Raw genomic sequence first — 17125 nt, forward strand, 5'->3', positions numbered from 1 at the left:
GCTCTATTACACGAGGCACACTATGCATGACGTCAACTGCTGCGCACCAAACTGCCAATCCAATCCCTACGCACCGGCGGGCACCAAGTCCCTGTGCAAGGACCATTTCCTGAATTTCCTCACCTGGCGCCGCCGCCGTGGCCCGCAAATGTTCCTGAAGTACGCCGCCATGACGATGGAAGAGCGCGACACCGTCTCCGCCGAATGGCAGAAGACCATCCAAATTGACGAAGTCCCCTCCAACTCTCCGAAGAGTTAACAGACAGGTCCGCTGAAAAGGTCTCAGGCCTTCTATCCCGCGGTCGAACACAATCGCAGAGCCATCCCCTGCGCACGTTGGGCGAGCATCGCCCGTAATTTAGACATACGATTGAATCACGCAGGCGCGGTGAGCGAGCACAGAACACCACCCCACCTTCTCTACTTGCCCACACCTCTCACTTTCCAATAACCAGGACGCCGGTATTGATGCGCGACTGCCTCAATGCGCAAAACATCACCAGCGACGTTGTAATACAGGGTAAACGGAAAGCGGGTCAGAATGAACTTCCGAAGATTTTGATCGGCTGGAGTCCCAATCTCAGGCTGGTCAAGCAAGAGATCTGTTGCACGGCGAATCTCAGCTTCAAATCGCTCGCCTAAACCTGGCACTTGCTGTTCATAGTACACAGCGGCTTCAATGAGTTCCAACTCCGCTTCGGGGTGGAACTCCAGCGTCATTTCTTCAGGCGGGCGCGAAGATGATCAAACACCTGTTGGGCTGGAACTGGCTGCACCTTCCCCTCGGCGATCTCTCGATGACGACGTTGGGCTTCCCTCAACCAGGCCTGCTCGACATTCGTGTCAGCCGGGCCATCGAGTTCACCGATCAGCACCTTCAACAACTCGGTCTTGTCCTCGAAACTCAACGACCGGATCTTTGCTTCGATCTGGGCAACATCGCTGGACATAGCGACCTCCAGGTTCACAACTCAATCCCGCATTTTCTATATGAAGAGGACTCTACCCAGCAGGTTGAAAGATGTCAAACCATGGCTCAAGCCTACCTCAAACAGACCATTCTCCTCCCTGACCATCCAAACAAGCGGGTCGTTGTGTGGTTTTCTCCTGCGCGCATTGAGCGAGCACCGCCCTTAATGTGAGCTTTTGATAGACTCTTGCGTGCGCGCTCAGCGAGCACAGAAAACTACACAACAACCCGCATCCCTCTAGCCCATGACCGCCGACCCATGATGATGAATCATGAGCCACTCGTCGCCGATGCGTTCGAAGAGGTTGGTCGCGAGCACTTTGGCCTCTTGCGGCTCGTCGGATTGCTGACTGGTAATGCTTTCGACGCAGATCACCCAGGCCATGTCGCCCGCGACCTGGATCATGACCTCGGACAATTCAAATTGCATGGAGAAGGTATTGTTAAAAATCAGCACCCAGGAATCGCGCACTTCGGGCCAGTCCGACCGTAGCGTCCAGCCGGGATGAATGCAGGTGACATATTCCTGATGCGCCCAGACACGATCCATCTTGGCGATATCGAGGCTCCCGAAGGCCTCGTAGAAAGCTTGATTGGCTTTAGTGACTTCGTCGATGCGTTGTTCGAGCATGCGGCCTCCTCCGTGAGAGAGGCATCATACTGCAATCACCAGCAGGAGGGCGAGGAGAGAATCACGTCCAGAGGCCAGAAGGCGGCAGCTCAGAGGAGCGCCTGGACCGAGCGACCTCTTGAATCAGCAGCGGGAACTGTTCTCGCAGATGGTGCTTATCGATGGCCCGGTCAACCAGTGGCATCCTCCGCGCAATGGCGAGATGGACTTCATCGAAGGACATGATGACCACTCGAACGGACGCATTCCATTGCTTGATCAGTTCGACCGCTTCGAGGCCACCCATGTCCGGCATATTGGCATCCATCAACACCAGATCAGGGTGCCGTTCAGAAAGGCAACCGAGGGCCTCTTTGGCCGATCCGCAAATCCCGGCGACCTTGACCAGGGGCACCCCGCGCAACCAGCCCTCCAAAGCGCGGAGGAGGACCTGATGGTCGTCAACCACCAACACCCTGACCGGGCCTCCCTCTGAGCGGTGATGATTACCCAGCCGCATCTGGATTGAGACCTTGAGGCGGCCAGGGAACTCCCACGCCGAATTGCCTCGCCATTTTGTAAATTCCGATCATCGACTCAGCCCGCAAACAGGCCTGCTCATCGCTCGACAGATTGGTCAGAACCCATCCTTTTGGTTCGCGGCGAAACGTTCTGCCTGCCGACAGACCGGCAACGGCGTCGGAATCGCCGGTCACCAAATACTCTTCCCCTTCAGGCCCCTTCACCAAAAGTCCAATGACAACCATCACACCCTCATATGACACAGCAGAAGGCGATCGCCGATCAGGCTGATAGTCTTACCAGAGGCATTGCGCGTGACCTAGTGAGGAAATTCCTGATGGCCCGAGCGAGAACGAATGATCTGGATAGCAAACAGTCCGAGTTTTATGAGGAGGGATGAACCAACCCGAACTGGATCGCAAACCGGACGAGCCCGGCGACATCATGAATATCCAAACGCTCCATGAGTTGCGAACGATGCGTCTCGACCGTTTTCGTGCTGAGGCTCAACCGGAAGGCAATCTCTTTGGTCGAGTGGCCTTCGGCGATGAGCTGTAAAATCTCCCGCTGACGCGGGCTGAGCCGATCGAGCGGGTTGACTGGATACGCCCCGTCATGCTGATAGGCCTCAAGGGCGTACCGGGCCACCGAAGGAGTCAGATACTGCTCCCCTCTGCTGACGGTTCTGATTGCCAGTTCCAATTCCTGAATATCGGCGCCTTTCAATAAGTACCCGGTGACCCCGGCCTTCAGCGCCTGCCGAAGGTACTCTTCATTGGCATGCATCGATAAGATCACGACCTTGACCTTCGGCCAGCTCTTTGTGATTCGGCTGGCGGCCTCCAATCCATTCAACCCGGGCATCGCAATGTCCATGAGCACCAAATCAGGCTGCTGCACCTCCACCGCCTTGACGGCGGCCTGTCCATCGCTGACCTCAGCCACCACCAAAACGCCGCCCATCTTATCCAGAAGCGCATGGATTCCGGCCCTGACCAGCTGATGATCTTCGGCCAACAGCACGCGGACCTTCGTCATAATGACAATGCCTCCTGCTGCAGCTCGGTACGCGGGACGGAGAAGATCAAAGACGTTCCCTGCCCGATGATCGACTGGATTGTCATAGTGCCCCCGACCAGGCTGATCCGCTCCTCCATCCCCAACATGCCCAGACTCGATCCCTGCTGAGCCCGGACCCGCATCGCCGCCACGTCGAACCCACACCCGTCATCCTGGGCCACCACGCGAACCTCCTCGGACACCACCGCAAGAGAGAGCGACACGGATGAGGCCTTGGCATGACGAACGATATTGGTCATCGCTTCCTGCACGACGCGAAAGCACGCGATGCTCCGAGAGCCCGTCAAAATCAGCGGCGCCTCGTCCAGATGCAACTGCAACTTCCACCCGGCCCGTTCCGCCTGCCTGGTCGCATACCAGCGCAGCGCCGGCACCAGCCCGAGATCGTCCAACAGCGAAGGCCGCAAATCCAGCGCCAGGCTCCGCACTCGGGCCAATAGCTGGTCGCTGATCTCGATGCTTTCGTTCAACTCCAGGGAAGGCTCTGTCCCTTGCCGGTCACGCTGCACCTGCTGCAAATTCAATTTGAGCACCGTCAGGGCCTGGCCGATTTCATCATGAAGATCCTGCGCCACGGCGCGTCGCTCCGCTTCCTGCACGTCAAAAAGGCGCTGGGCCAATGTCCGGGCCCGCACGGTGGCATTGCCGAGTTCAGCCGTGCGCTCGGCCACGCGCAACTCCAGCATCGCATGTGCTTCCCGGAGCAGATCTTCAGCCTTTCTCCATTCCGTCACATCGTCCACAATGAAGGAGCACCGCACGACCCCGCTCGCTCCGTGATTGATCAGCGCGACCGTCGCCAGTAACGATCGCCGCTCCACCTTGCCCCCGCGCATATCATAGTGCTCATATTCAAACCGCACAGGCGACCGGCCATTGATACAGAGCCGATAGTGATTCAGCCACATGCGGACCACGTCTCGAGACATGCCCAATTCGGAGGCGGTCCGCCCGCGCATCGCCTCCTGCAGCGTGCCCATAAACCTGGCCGTCGCCCGGTTGACCGACAGATTCCGAATGTCGTCGTCAAGAATTTCCACGACGCCCATCATGAGCGACGCGCTTTCAAAGAACGCCTGGAGCGTGACTTCACTGTGTTTGTACGACGCTTCCACCTCCAGCTTTGCCGTGATGTCGTGCGCAATGGTGGACAGCCCCACGACGAAACCGAACTGGTTTCGAATCGGAGACCGGCTCAGCGACAAGGCAATCACGGTTCCATCGCAATGCAGCCACGCCGTGTCGTAGGGAAGCGCCGCTTCTCCTGACAGCAACTGCCGGCTCTTCTCCGCATCTTCACCGGCCTGTTTCGGCGCCATGATTGTGCTTAGGTGAAATCCGATCCGCTCAGAAGGGCCATAGCCGAACAGGCGTTCGGCCGCCCCGTTCCAGCTGACGACGACGCCGTTCAAATCCTGGCTAATGATCGCGTCCACGGACGAATTGACCAGCGCAGCCAATTGCCGGGCATTTCGGTCCATTGCCGCCACACGGCTTCGGTTCACCAGCACGGCCATGACCCAGAAAAGCGCGACACTGAGCGTGCGGTTCAGAAAGTCCGCATCCGCCGAAACCCCGCTGGGAGAAAGAACCAATCCGGCACAGACGAGGAGCGTCGCCAGACCCGCCGCAAGATACGCAGACCAGGCCTGTTCCAACCAGAGCGTGAGCACGATCGGCACCGCATAGAGCAGAAACCCCTGATACCCCAGCGGCGTAAGGCAATCCAGCAGGAATGTCCCTGCCAGTATCAGGCCGATCGTGATATGGATTGTTCGAGTTGTCATTGCCTGCGGCGCACGCGATGACTGAAGCTGCCGAGCTCACTGAGCCGTCCCGTCATCCCACGCAAGGACGCACACCCGGAGGCCTCTCGGCATAGGAACTCTGCGATGGAACAACCTTGATGTAAGGAGTATGGCCTGTCGGCCATGGAATGGCTGAGGACATCCGGCACAGAACCTGTGCGGCATGAAGGAGCACACATGAATGGGAGGCATCCTACAGGAAAGCCCCCAACAGAAGCAGTACTACGGCGAGCATTCTCGCATCAGGCTTTTCCTTATAGTAAAATACCTTATTCTTGAGAACGTTCCGTGCCGGCCGGCATCGTCGTGAATCGATCGACCACCCAGACACCGGCGAGGATCAACGCGATCCCCATGAACTCGACCGGACCGACCGCCTCATGCAGAATCAGCGCCGAAAGAGCGACCGCGGCAACCGGCGTGAGGTTGCCGAGAATCGACGCCCGGGAGGGCCCGATGCCTTGCACCCCGAACAACCAGGCTTGCTGCGCCACGGCCGTGGCAAAGACGACGAGATAGCCGAGCGCCAGCCAATCCGGCATCGTGACCGAGGCCACACCCGCATCGAACATCTTGCGATCGGTCCAGAGAAGGGGAATCTGAACGACCGTGGCGACCAGCAGCGTGGTCCAGTTGACGGTCAAGGGAGAGATCCGGTCCATCACGGCGCGGCTGCCGATGCTATAGAGCGCCCAGCTCACCACCCCGAGAAACACGAGCAACCCGCCGAACACCGGATGTTCGCCGGCGGCTTGAAATCCTGCAATCGACACCAGCGCCACCCCGGCGCACGACAGCAGCCCCCCGGCCCACACCGATCGGAGCGGCACATCCTGAATCATCACGGCGGACAGCAGCGCCGTCACGACCGGAGCGGAGCCGATAATGACGCCCGCCACCGCTCCGCTGACATAGTTCAGCCCGTACAAAATCAACAGATGGTTCCCGAGCACTCCAAGACCGAGCAGAAAAAGCGTCCGCAAATCAGCGGGTGTGAATCTGACCAGCGTACCCTCCTGCCACCACCAGGTGGTGAACAGAATCGCCAATCCGCCGATATCGCGCAACACAGAAGCTTCCACGGCAGAAAACGACCCCAGAGCCAGCTTCTGCGCGACAATCGACCCGCCCCACAACACAGCGGCAAGCCCAAGCGCCCCGTAGGCCGCACTGGTGGACGACGACTTCACGACGCCGGCCCTTTCTTCCGAATTACCAGGACGCCGTCGCGAACCGTGACCAATACCGCCGTCACGCGCGCATCGCTAGCCACCGTCCGATTCAATTCCTGAATCGCCGCCGTCTTCTCATCAGGCGGCGGCTGCATCAGCACCTCGCCGTCCCAGAGCACATTGTCGATCAGAATGACGCCGGTGGGCGACAGCAGATCGAACGCCCGGCGATAGTAGTTCAGGTAATTGACCTTGTCGGCGTCGATAAAGATCACATCGAACGGACCGGCCAGCTCGCGCATGGTCTCCAATGCCGGTCCGAGGCGGATCTCGATCTTCTTGCCGTGCGGACTGTTCGCAAAATGGGTTCGTCCCAGGGCTGCCGATGTTTCATCGATCTCACACGTGATCACGCGGCCATCGGCAGGGATCGCTTCCGCAAAACAGAGGGCACTGTAGCCGGTAAACATCCCGATCTCCAGCACCCGCGTCGCGCCCACCAACTGCGCCATCATCTTGAGGAAGGCTCCTTCCAGCGGTCCGACCAGCATCTGGGCATGCGCCATCGTCCGTTGCGTGTCTTCGCGCAGCGCTCGGGCCACGTCCGATTCCGGCATGGAATGCGCCTGGGCATAGGCCTCGATCTCGGGAGCCACGAGCATCTTCATTCGCGATCCTTTCGTCTCATTTCCGCATCATTTGAAAAACTCTGTCTGTCTTGCGTAGACTGCCTGAAGAATCGAGATCTTAGCATAAGCGAGGAGGCCGGACGTGAAGACTGTCGCGACGCTTGCACCCCTGACAACCCAGCTGTTGGAGATCACCAGAATCAACAGCGCCGCATCCGTCTTGTCCTGGGATCAGGAAACGTACATGCCCGCCGGTGGCGGGGAAGCGCGCGCGGAGCAGATCGCCGTACTCCAAGGTATCGCACACGACAAACTCGTCGCCCCGGACATCGAACGATTCCTCGCCGCTACCGTCGACCCGGCGACCGGACAGGCCATCGATCAACCGGGCGACCTGTGGGACGAACCCTCACGCTCGTTGCTCCGTGAGATCTGGCGCGATTTCAGCCGCGCGAAAAAGCTCCCCTCCGATTTTGTGATCCGCCTCAGCCGGGAAACCTCCCTGGCACAACAGGTCTGGGCCGAAGCCAAAGCGCAGAACAACTTCCGCCAGTTTCTCCCTAACCTCCGCACGGTGTTGGCGCTCAAGCGGGAAGAGGCTGAATACCTCGGGTACGAGACCTCGCCCTACGATGCGATGCTGGACGCCTACGAACCCGGGGCCACCATCGCCACGCTCCGGCCGCTGTTCGCCCAGATGAAAGCGCGTCTCGTGCCGCTGCTCAAGCGCGTGACCCAGAGCCCGAATCAGATCGACGACCGCATTCTCCGGCATGCGTACGATCAGACCCGGCAGCTGGAATTCGGCCGGCTGGTACTGGTCGCCATGGGCTATGATTTCGAGCGCGGACGGCTGGATCTCTCCGCCCATCCGTTCACGACGTCGTTCCATCCGACCGACGTGCGCGTGACCACTCGCATCCATGAGCACGAACTCCAATCCTGTCTCTTCAGCTGTATTCACGAAGGCGGCCACGGCCTCTACGACCAAGGACTCGACCAGCGCTACTTCGGGACGCCGCTCGGAGAATCCGTGTCGCTCGGTATCCACGAGAGTCAGTCACGCATGTGGGAAAACTCCGTAGGGCGGTCACGCGCGTTCTGGCAGTTCTTCTACCCGATCCTGCAACAGACGTTTCACGACCAATTGCACGGTATCGATCTGGAGCACTTCTATGCCGCGATCAATTGCGTGAAGCCCTCCTTAATCCGCGTCGAAGCCGATGAGCTGACCTACAATCTGCACATCATGCTCCGCTTCGAAATCGAGCAGGATCTCATCGAAGGCCGGACCAACCCCGGCGATTTACCGGACATCTGGAACCAGAAGATGCAAGACTATCTCGGCATCACGCCCCCGACTGATGCCGAAGGCGTGTTGCAGGACGTCCACTGGTCGTTCGGCGCCTTTGGGTACTTCCCGACCTATACCCTGGGCAACCTCTATTCAGTTCAGTTCTTCGAACAAGCCAAGCTGGAAATGCCCCACTTGAACGAGGAGATCGCGGCCGGCCAATTGCTGGGGCTGCGCCGCTGGCTGGAACAGAAAATCCACCGTTGGGGCCGCATGTTTACCCCTGACCATCTCGCCCGGCGCGTGACGGGGACGAGTCTCAACCCCGAGCCCTTCCTGACCTACCTGGAAACGAAGTACAGCGAGCTCTACAAGCTGTAACACCCGCTTGAGATTAGCTGCGCCGGCGGCAATTGCCTCTAGGCCATAAGACCCTACCGCCGCGATTCGTAAATGGCTACCATCCGTCTTCGTTGGTCTCGTTATGTCTGTCATGACCTGGCGGTGCATATGGAGGCGACAGACGCGTGATTCCGCAGCCAAACTCCAGGTTGGCAATCAGTGTGGTCCTCAGCACAATCGTCGTGTTCATCGGCGATATCCTCATCCCGCTTGGCTATGCGGAAGTTATCCTGTATCTCGTCCCGCTCCTCCTGAGCTCGTTCCTGTATCAACCACAGCTCCCGTTTCGCATCGCCGGCGCCAGTGCTGCGCTGATCGTGGTCGGTTTTGCACTCTCTCCGCCAGGCGCCCCGATTGCTTATGCCGTCCTGAATCGGTCCTTGGTCGTGATCGTGCTCTGGATGACGGCCTTTGGACTCCGCCGATTGATCCGGGACCGCATCGCACACCTCCAGACCGAGCGGCGCTGGCAACTCTTGTCGCAGCACACGCAAGATATTTTGTGGGATTGGAATATCGTGACCAATGACTATTGGTGGAGCGACAAAGGTCGGACGCTCTTCGAGGAGGATACCCGCACCACGCCGTCCATCGAAGCCTGGCAATCGCGGCTGCACCCGAACGATCGCGACCGTATACGGCGAGACATCCACGCCGCGATCGAGAGCGGGCAATCCGGCTGGACCGGTGAGTACCAGTTGCAAGTCCGGGGCGGCGCCTATCGCACCTTTCTGGATCGCGGCACTATCATCCGAAACGAGTCAGGCTCAGCGATCCGCATGATCGGCGCAATGATCGATATCACCGCGCGCACGCAAGCCGAAGAAGCGCTGCAACTGTCCGAAACGCGGTTCGCCAATCTCGTGAATAATCTGGATAGTATCGTCTGGGAAGCCGCGCCTGACACGTTGGCCTTCACCTTCGTCAGCCCGCACGCGGAAGCGCTCCTGGGCTACCCCGTACGCCAGTGGCTGGAAGACCCGGCGTTTTGGGCCAACCACATTCACCCGGAGGACCGTGAGGCCACCGTGCAAGCATGCCTCACGGCAACGGCCCATGGGCTCAACTATCCCGCGGAATACCGCATGATCGCCGCAGATGGGCGAATCGTCTGGATCCACGCGGTCGTCACCGTCACCTGCGAAGAGGGCCGCCCGAAGACGGTGCAGGGCGTCCTCATCGACATCACCAGCCAAAAGCATCTGCAAGCCGCGTTGTGCCAAAGCGAGGAACGGCTGGCGCTCGCCGCAGAAGGTTCGACCGATGCGTGGTGGGATGAACACCGTCTGCCGGGGCGCTCCCTCCTGGATCGGGAAAGTTCAGTCTGGTGGTCGCCTAAAATCAGAGACATTCTGGCGCTGAATGAGTCAGATCCGTTTCACACGCTCGCCCACTGGGCTCAGCGGTTACACCCCGACGACAGCGATCGGGTTTTTGCCGCCCTGCGGACACATCTCCAGCAGCAGACGCCCTTCGACGTCGAATACCGTATTCGAACGAACCGGGGGGACTACCGCTGGCTTCAGGGACGCGGCCGGGCCATCAGAGACGCGCACGGCGAACCTCAGCGTATGGCCGGATCCTGCCGGGACATCACGGATCGAAAGCTTGCAGAGGAGGCCCTCCGCCGGAGCGAGATGCAATTGAAGGAGGCTCAACGCATCGCGGGGCTCGGGAGCTGGGAATGGACCAGCGATGCCGCCGTCACCTGGTCGGATGAGAGTTACCGCATCTTCGGCTACGGCCCCCACAGCGTCCTTCCATCCTACGATCTGTTTGTCGAATCCTTGCATCCGGATGACCGCCGGCGGGTCATCGACACCTTGCACGAGACACTGTCCCTCAACGCGCCCTTTGACTTGGTCTGCCGTATTCTTCGTCCATCAGGAGAGGCGCGCCACATCCGCTGCCGCGGGGAAGTGACCCTCGATACAACCGGCACCCCGCTGCGCGTCGCCGGGACCGTCGAAGACATCACGGACCGGCATTTGGCCGACGCCAAACTTCGCACGGCCTATGAACGATTGCAGAAAGTCACCCGGCAGGCCGCCACGGCGGAAGAAAACGAACGTCGCCGGATTGCCCGGGAAATTCACGATGAACTCGGGCAACTGCTGACCGCCATGCGCTTTCAACTGACCTCGTTGAAAAAAAGCCTGCGCGCGCACGGCCACGATATCCGTCTGAGCGATCTCCTGAACCTGAACGATTCCATGCTCAATCAGGTCCGCCATGTCAGCACGTCCCTCCGTCCCGCAATTCTGGATGAACTCGGGTTGATTCCCGCGGTGCAGACCTACGCGCAACAATTTGAAATACGAACCGGGATCGCCTGCGACGTCGCCGTCGATCCCGCCCTCGTCGAGGTCCCCTTCGATGATGCGACAGCCTCAGCCGTCTTCCGAATTGTGCAGGAGCTTCTGACGAACGTCCTGCGTCACGCGCGCGCAATGGCGGTGGCCATCTCGCTGACCCGCGCGCAGGACCTGCTTGCGGTGGTGGTCTACGATAATGGAACCGGCATCACGCCGGACCATCAGACCCGGCACGACTCGTTCGGTCTGAAAGGGATCACCGAGCGCGCCGCGCTCCTTGACGGCACCTTTACGATTGCGCCCCATCCGTTGGAAGGCACGGTCGCCACACTGCGTATCCCGATGGCGGTCCTTCTTCCTCCGCCTTCCACCGCCACCTACCCCTCACGCCTGGCCCAGGAGGGACATGAAAATCCTGTTGGTCGATGACCATGCGCTGGTTCGCCGCGGTGTGGCCCATGTGCTTCGAGAAGACCTTCCCGATCTGACGATCGTCGAGAAAGGCACCGCGCAGGATGCGATTGAGGCGGCGCAAGCCATGCCGTGGGATCTCGTCATTCTCGATATCAACCTGCCTGACAAGAGCGGGCTCGACGCGCTCAAAGACATCAAGCGCGTCTGCCCCGATCTCCCGGTGCTGATCCTGAGCCTCTACCCGGAAGCACACTACGCACGACGCGCGTTGAAAGCCGACGCCGCCGGTTATCTCACCAAAGATACCGCGCCGGAAGAAGTCACGACCGCCGTGAAGCGCATTTTGCAAGGAGGCCGTTATGTCAGCGCCGCGCTGGCGGAACAACTCGCCGCCGACCTCGGCACTGCCTTCGGTGAGGCACACGAACCGCACGAGACGCTCTCGGACCGGGAACTCGAAGTGCTTCGCCTCATCGGATCGGGACACACTCCCACTGAAGTTGCGGAACAACTCACCCTCAGCATTAAAACCGTCAGCACCTATCGGGCCCGCATCCTTGAGAAGTTGAATCTTCGCACAACGGCCGAACTGATCCGCTTTGCCGTAGATCATCAGCTGGCCAAGTAACTCCCGCTCTCCACACAGGCGTGTCAGCATTTGTCCGACACGCGAGCCCTAGTGACTCCTACTTCAGAGTCAGACTGCTGCCGATTGTCAAAATCCTCACTTACGCGCACATTTCTACTGAGATGTTCCTATACCACTTGGGTAGGCCACGATAATGTCCATACGGCCGTCACACAGCGCAACTCACACCATCGTCATTGCGGAACGGGAATTGCCGACTCGCCTGGGGCTTCACGCGATTCTGACCGACCAGCCGGGCTTATCTCTGCCGCCGCCCGTTGCCACCGCGATCGAGTTACTCGAGGCGGTGGATCAATACCATCCCGATGCCGTCCTGATAGGCACATGGTTTTCAGACGGCAACGGGATCGATCTCTGCCGGACCCTTCTTCGCCGATACCCCACGATGCGCATACTTCTCGTCGCCAATACCGCCAACGCGCAACTCCTGATGCACGCGGTACAGGCCGGTGCGCTAGGACTCATTCTGAAAACGACCCCCTCTGCTCAGGTACCCGGGATTGTCGCTCAGGCGCTGGCGGGAGAACCCACCTTTGACCATGACCTGGTGGGCACCGCCTTGAAGTGGATGGGCGGGCAAGCAGAGTCTCCGCAGGGACTGCATCCGCAGCTCTCGCCGAGACATCAACAGATTCTCCCGCTCCTGAGTGATGGCCTCACCAACAAAGAAATCGGCCTGCAACTCCATTTGAGCGAGAAGACCGTCAAAAACTATCTCGCCGATCTCTTCGACCGGCTACACATGACGCGCCGCTCTCAAGTCGCCGCCTGGTTCATCGGCCAAACCGTCCAACAGCCCCTTCCTCGCAATCCGCTCATGAGGGCCGAGAAGATCTGGGAACGGCCGCGGCTCTACGCATTCAGTCAAGAGGAGTTCTTACATGCCCACCATTCTGCTCATTAGTGACGATGACACCTTCCGAAACACACTCCGCCAGTCTATGGGGAAAGACGGAGCGGCCGTGCTCGGCGTACCCAACACGCGAGCGATCTTGAGCCAGCCGGGGACAAGACAAGTGTCCGGCTATGATTTAATTGTCGCGGAGGTGCTTGCAACCGATCATGACGGGCTCTCGCGGCTGGTGCTGTTTCGCAATCTGCATCCCAATACACCCTTCATCGCCGTGACGCGCGAAGACCAGAGCACGGGACTGGCCTATGGCGGCGCTGCCGCTCGCGCGCTGCATGCCTGGCTCGTTCCCGTCGCAACCGACTCCATGGCCGGACTGACCGACACTACCGCCCGCGCCCTAAATGGCGAATTGCCGCCCACGCAGAAAACGCATACCCGCTGACACTTGAGGCCCTCAGGTATAGACTCTCGCACACCTCACCTACTCGCCGGCCGGCGAGGGCATTGGCGAGGACGCGGGTCGAACGGCTAGTACCCCATCGCGATGTTGAGTTTGGCAAGAACGGCCGGCGGCAGCGTGAATTCCGCCTGCACCTCGATACGATGCGGAACCAGCAGCGTCGTGTGGAAGACAATGTCGCGGATGGGAATCTTGAACTCAGGATCTTGCGGGGTGCTCAGTTCGACGGCCTCGACCGAATTCGTGATGGCCCCGCTGTCTTGCGGACCATAGGTCGTCATGACGGCATCGATAATCTCCTTCACTTTTTCATTCGGCTCCACGCCCTCGATGCTTTTGAGCAAGAGTGGAATCACCTCCTCTTTCGCCTGATCAGATAAGGTAAAGTTCTCGACCCGCTCTTTCCGGCGCAGGGACATCAGATCATTGTCCAGATCCTTGCTGAAGGCGCCGTACGCGAACCGGAAAAACTCAAAATGAAACCCCTTGAACCCCTTCCCGAACGTCTGGAGTTCGCAGAGAAATCCCAGCTGCTGCAACTTAACGTCACTCAGCAACCCGTGCGGCTCTGCAAGATACAGCACATAGAGAAGCAGCGCCCGGTCCACCGTAATCTGATTCGGCTTTCTCATCTATGGTCTCCATGAATCTTCAAATGATCGAACTATAGACAGCTCGCTGGAGAATCGTCAAACCCATCGCGCACGCCATTCTCCTCTTGACCCTCCGCCGACTTTCGTCTTTAATGTCGGTTCGTGAAGGAGGATCGACGGACTCTATGCCCAAGCATGCGAAAGAAATGGAAGCGCTGAAAGCGCACCTCGGCAAACACCAGCTCAAGTACACGCGCCAGCGCGAACTCATCCTGGAGGCCTTCCTGCAGCAGGAACACATCACCGCGGAAGAAATGTATCATCAGCTGGCGAAGAAAGATCCGCATCTGGGGCTCGCGACCATCTATCGCACACTCAACCTGTTTTGCGAAGCCGGCCTGGCGCAAGCGCGGCATTTTGGCACGCAAACGCAATACGACAATATCTCCCACAAGGGTCACCACGACCATCTGATCTGCACCGACTGCGGCAAGATCGTGGAGTTCGAAAACTGCGAAATCGAAAAGCTTCAGCAAGAAGTCGCCACCCGGAACGGCTTCACCATCTCCACTCACCGCCTCGAGCTCTACGGCCTCTGCGGACGCTGCCGTCATTGACCCCTGCCGACTTTTTTGCTATTTTCTTGAGACGATTTATCAATTTCAATTGCGAGGCACACCGCGCACTATGGCTACTTTTCGGGAACGACTTCGCGCCTCCCTCCCCATGCTTCACCGTCGGTACATACACGCGCTGCTGCTCCTCCTTACCCTCAGCTCATTCCCCTTTCTGCCGGCGGATTCATTTGCGGCTGACAAGCTGGTCGTCTACTCCGGCCGAGCAGAGCGTTTGATCAAGCCGGTGTTCGATGCGTTTACCGCAAAAACAGGCATCCAGGTGGATCTCCTGTCATCCGGCACCACCGAACTCGTCAACCGATTGAAGGCGGAAGGCGACCGGACCCCGGCAGACCTATTGTTAACTAATGATGCCGGAAGCCTTGAACTCGCACGCGAAGCCGGACTCCTGCGGCCGCTCAACATGCGCGAGATCGAGCGCGCTATTCCTTCGCAGTTCCGCGCCGCGGACAATAGCTGGGTCGGTCTCTCCGGCCGCTTCTGGATTATTGTGTACAACACGACGATGGTGAAGCCCGATCAGCTCAACTCCCTGCTTGACCTGGCGAACCCCCAATGGAAAGACAAGCTCGCGATTCCCAACTCAGGCAGTGAGTATCTTCAGGCAGGCGTGTCGGTGATCCGCGCCACTCACGGCGACGAGCGCACCAAGAAATTCCTGGAAGGCCTGCGTGACAACGCCGGCTCACAGGTCTACCAGAAAAGCTCTCAGATCGTGGATGCCGTGGCCAAAGGGCAGGTTGCCGTGGGCATCGTGAATCATTATTACGTCTATCGCCATCTTGCCACGCAGCCCGCCGCGCCGTTGGCCGTCATCATGCCGGATCAAAAAGAAGGCGGGATGGGCGCGATCATGAACGTGACAGGGATCGGCATCACCAAGTCGAGCACCCATGTCGATACGGCAAAGCTGCTGATCGAGTTCCTCGTCGCACAAGCCGGACAGAAGATGTTCGCCGACCTGGATAAAGAGTACCCGCTGCACCCGGAGGTCAAGGCCGATCCGGCATTGGTCGACCGGAAGAGCTTTCGCGCCGCTCAGGTGCCGCTGACACGATTGGCCGAGCTCCGGGAACCGACCCTCATGCTCATCGAGCAAGTGGGCCTCCGCTAATACACGAGGCCCGTTGTGACCACGCTTCGCCAGCAGCTCACCTCTCCGCTGCAACTTGCCGCCATTGCCACGGCGGGGCTGATTCTGTTGCCGCTCGGCTATGTCACCGTCCTCGCACTCTCGGCCGACCCCGCCGTCTGGTCTCGCCTGTGGGCGACGAGAATTCCTGAGCTGCTGTTCAATACGATTGCCCTTGCAGGGGCTGTCGCCGCCCTCACATTACTTCTGGGAGTCTCTACGGCATGGTTGGTGGTCCGTTTCGATTTTCCGGGACGCCGCCTCTGGGAAGCCGCGTTGATCCTTCCCCTCGCTATGCCCACCTACGTCCTAGCCTACGTCTACACCTATCTCCTCGGATTCGGCGGACCGGTGGAGCATCTGTGGCAACTCTGGGCCGGGCCGCAAGCCCGCATCGTGTCACCGCAGAGTTTTTGGGGCACGACGCTCGTCATGGCCCTGGATACCTTTCCCTTCGTCTATCTGCTCACCCGCAGCGCCCTCTTAAGTCTGAATGTGTCGTTCGAGGAAGTGGCGCGAGTCTGCGGAGTATCCCGAGCCATGACACTCTGGCGCGTGACGCTCCCCCTCATACGCCCGTCGATCGCTGCGGGAGTCGCACTGGTCATTCTTTATGTGGTCTCCGATTTTGGCGCGGTCTCGCTGCTGCGCTATCAGACACTAACCTACGCCGTCTTCCAACAAATGACTGGGCGCTCCGACAATACCGCCGCGAGTATCCTGAGTGTATTGTTGGTGATCCTGGCCCTGCTGTTTCTTGTCACGGAGCGTTGGTTCCGCCAACGCAGCCGCTTCTACCAGACCACCGGCCGCTACCGGCCTCCGCAACGCATCCGCTGTTCCTGGCTGGGAGCGGCTTCGATCACCGCGTTCATGAGTCTGATCGTCGCGATGTCCTTCGGTATTCCCGCCTACTTGCTGATCACCTGGAGCCTCTCGCCGGAAGCGCAAGCCATCATCGATAGCCGATTCTTCGGCTTTATCTGGAACAGCGCTCTGCTGGCCGCAGCGGCCGCAACGGTCGGCGTGATCATCGGCCTGCCCCTGGCCTATCTGGCAAGCCGGCGTCCGACAGCGCTGAATATCGGCTGTCTCCAAGCCGCCTATGCCGGCTATGTACTCCCTGGACCGGTCGCCGCATTGGCGGTGCTCGTCCTCTGTCTGAAGATTGCCCCGGTGATGTACGGGACAATCCTGCTGTTGGTCATCGCCTATGTCATCCACTTTCTTCCCGCCGGGCTTCAAGCCCTGGAACCGGCCCTGCAGCAGATCACGCCAAACCTCGAAGAAGTCGCCCGCACCTTGGGGCTGGGCGTCCGCGAGACCTGGCGCCGCGTGACCTTGCCGCTGGTGCGCAACGGCTTTATCGTCGCCTGGGTGCTCATGTTTCTTCAGACGATGAAAGAGCTGCCGGCCACGTTGCTCTTGCGCCCGGTTGGCTTCGACACATTAGCCATCCGCGTCTGGCTGGAAGCGAGCGAGGAGTATTTTCAATTGGCGGCGCCTGCGGCGCTGCTCATTGTCTTATTGAGTCTGCCGGCCCTATTCCTATTAGTCTCAAAAGACTGGAGAGCCGCGTAAGAG

General features: G+C 59.5%; 19 protein-coding genes. 9 read left to right on the plus strand and 10 right to left on the minus strand.

Annotated features, from left to right (window positions below; translation table 11 throughout):
* Positions 1-22 precede the first annotated feature (22 nt).
* A complete protein-coding gene (locus NITLEN_RS17980; RefSeq protein WP_181416578.1) occupies positions 23-259 on the plus strand; it encodes a hypothetical protein in 237 nt (78 codons plus the stop codon).
* Positions 260-420: 161 nt separating this feature from the next.
* On the opposite strand, the gene NITLEN_RS01885 is transcribed toward NITLEN_RS17980, so the two are convergent.
* The 9 genes from NITLEN_RS01885 to NITLEN_RS01925 form a co-directional block, all read right to left on the minus strand.
* Positions 421-720, minus strand: coding sequence for a type II toxin-antitoxin system RelE/ParE family toxin (locus NITLEN_RS01885; protein WP_121987883.1), 300 nt, complete (start codon positions 718-720; stop codon positions 421-423).
* Entirely contained in the window at positions 717-950 is a 234-nt protein-coding gene (locus tag NITLEN_RS01890) for an addiction module protein (protein ID WP_121987884.1), read from the minus strand. Before NITLEN_RS01890 ends, NITLEN_RS01885 begins: the two co-directional genes overlap by 4 nt.
* Before the next feature lie 258 nt (positions 951-1208).
* Positions 1209-1601 (minus strand): nuclear transport factor 2 family protein, encoded by a 393-nt coding sequence (locus NITLEN_RS01895; RefSeq protein WP_121987885.1) that lies wholly within the window; start codon positions 1599-1601, stop codon positions 1209-1211.
* A 61-nt stretch (positions 1602-1662) separates the two neighbouring features.
* On the minus strand, positions 1663-2055 hold the full coding sequence (locus NITLEN_RS01900) for a response regulator transcription factor (RefSeq protein ID WP_181416579.1): 393 nt from the start codon (positions 2053-2055) through the stop codon (positions 1663-1665).
* A gap of 31 nt (positions 2056-2086) precedes the next feature.
* Positions 2087-2347, minus strand: a complete 261-nt coding sequence (locus NITLEN_RS01905; RefSeq protein ID WP_121987887.1) for a hypothetical protein — start codon at positions 2345-2347, stop codon at positions 2087-2089.
* A 139-nt stretch (positions 2348-2486) separates the two neighbouring features.
* A complete protein-coding gene (locus NITLEN_RS01910) occupies positions 2487-3140 on the minus strand; it encodes a response regulator (protein WP_121987888.1) in 654 nt (217 codons plus the stop codon).
* Entirely contained in the window at positions 3137-4969 is a 1833-nt protein-coding gene (locus NITLEN_RS01915) for a PAS domain-containing sensor histidine kinase (RefSeq protein WP_121987889.1), read from the minus strand. Before NITLEN_RS01915 ends, NITLEN_RS01910 begins: the two co-directional genes overlap by 4 nt.
* Positions 4970-5259: 290 nt before the next feature.
* On the minus strand, positions 5260-6180 hold the full coding sequence (locus tag NITLEN_RS01920) for a DMT family transporter (RefSeq protein ID WP_121987890.1): 921 nt from the start codon (positions 6178-6180) through the stop codon (positions 5260-5262).
* Positions 6177-6830 carry an O-methyltransferase gene (locus tag NITLEN_RS01925; RefSeq protein ID WP_121987891.1) on the minus strand — a complete coding sequence of 218 codons (654 nt, stop codon included), beginning with the start codon at positions 6828-6830 and terminating at the stop codon, positions 6177-6179. The genes NITLEN_RS01920 and NITLEN_RS01925 overlap by 4 nt, the downstream gene beginning before the upstream one ends.
* 103 nt (positions 6831-6933) lie before the next feature.
* Between NITLEN_RS01925 and NITLEN_RS01930 the strand changes: the two genes are divergently transcribed.
* The 5 genes from NITLEN_RS01930 (at position 6934) to NITLEN_RS01950 (ending at position 13160) form a co-directional block, all read left to right on the plus strand.
* Positions 6934-8466: a carboxypeptidase M32 gene (locus NITLEN_RS01930; protein ID WP_121987892.1), complete on the plus strand. Its 1533-nt coding sequence runs from the start codon at positions 6934-6936 to the stop codon at positions 8464-8466.
* A 146-nt stretch (positions 8467-8612) separates the two neighbouring features.
* Entirely contained in the window at positions 8613-11231 is a 2619-nt protein-coding gene (locus NITLEN_RS01935; RefSeq protein ID WP_121987893.1) for a PAS domain-containing sensor histidine kinase, read from the plus strand.
* Positions 11209-11844, plus strand: a complete 636-nt coding sequence (locus NITLEN_RS01940; RefSeq protein ID WP_121987894.1) for a response regulator — start codon at positions 11209-11211, stop codon at positions 11842-11844. Before NITLEN_RS01935 ends, NITLEN_RS01940 begins: the two co-directional genes overlap by 23 nt.
* Before the next feature lie 154 nt (positions 11845-11998).
* Positions 11999-12769: a LuxR C-terminal-related transcriptional regulator gene (locus NITLEN_RS01945; RefSeq protein WP_121987895.1), complete on the plus strand. Its 771-nt coding sequence runs from the start codon at positions 11999-12001 to the stop codon at positions 12767-12769.
* Positions 12747-13160 carry a response regulator gene (locus NITLEN_RS01950; protein WP_121987896.1) on the plus strand — a complete coding sequence of 138 codons (414 nt, stop codon included), beginning with the start codon at positions 12747-12749 and terminating at the stop codon, positions 13158-13160. The genes NITLEN_RS01945 and NITLEN_RS01950 overlap by 23 nt, the downstream gene beginning before the upstream one ends.
* Before the next feature lie 86 nt (positions 13161-13246).
* On the opposite strand, the gene NITLEN_RS01955 is transcribed toward NITLEN_RS01950, so the two are convergent.
* Positions 13247-13810 (minus strand): hypothetical protein, encoded by a 564-nt coding sequence (locus NITLEN_RS01955; protein WP_121987897.1) that lies wholly within the window; start codon positions 13808-13810, stop codon positions 13247-13249.
* Positions 13811-13977: 167 nt separating this feature from the next.
* Here NITLEN_RS01955 and NITLEN_RS01960 point away from each other — a divergent pair, with 167 nt between their 5' ends.
* The 3 genes from NITLEN_RS01960 to NITLEN_RS01970 all read left to right on the plus strand — a co-directional run bounded on the left by NITLEN_RS01960 (position 13978) and on the right by NITLEN_RS01970 (position 17122).
* Positions 13978-14388 carry a Fur family transcriptional regulator gene (locus NITLEN_RS01960; protein WP_245924362.1) on the plus strand — a complete coding sequence of 137 codons (411 nt, stop codon included), beginning with the start codon at positions 13978-13980 and terminating at the stop codon, positions 14386-14388.
* Between the two features lie 70 nt (positions 14389-14458).
* Positions 14459-15523 (plus strand): extracellular solute-binding protein, encoded by a 1065-nt coding sequence (locus NITLEN_RS01965; protein ID WP_245924363.1) that lies wholly within the window; start codon positions 14459-14461, stop codon positions 15521-15523.
* A 15-nt stretch (positions 15524-15538) separates the two neighbouring features.
* Positions 15539-17122 carry an ABC transporter permease gene (locus tag NITLEN_RS01970; protein WP_121987900.1) on the plus strand — a complete coding sequence of 528 codons (1584 nt, stop codon included), beginning with the start codon at positions 15539-15541 and terminating at the stop codon, positions 17120-17122.
* Positions 17123-17125 lie beyond the last annotated feature (3 nt).

Source organism: Nitrospira lenta (genome assembly GCF_900403705.1).
GTDB lineage: Bacteria > Nitrospirota > Nitrospiria > Nitrospirales > Nitrospiraceae > Nitrospira_D > Nitrospira_D lenta.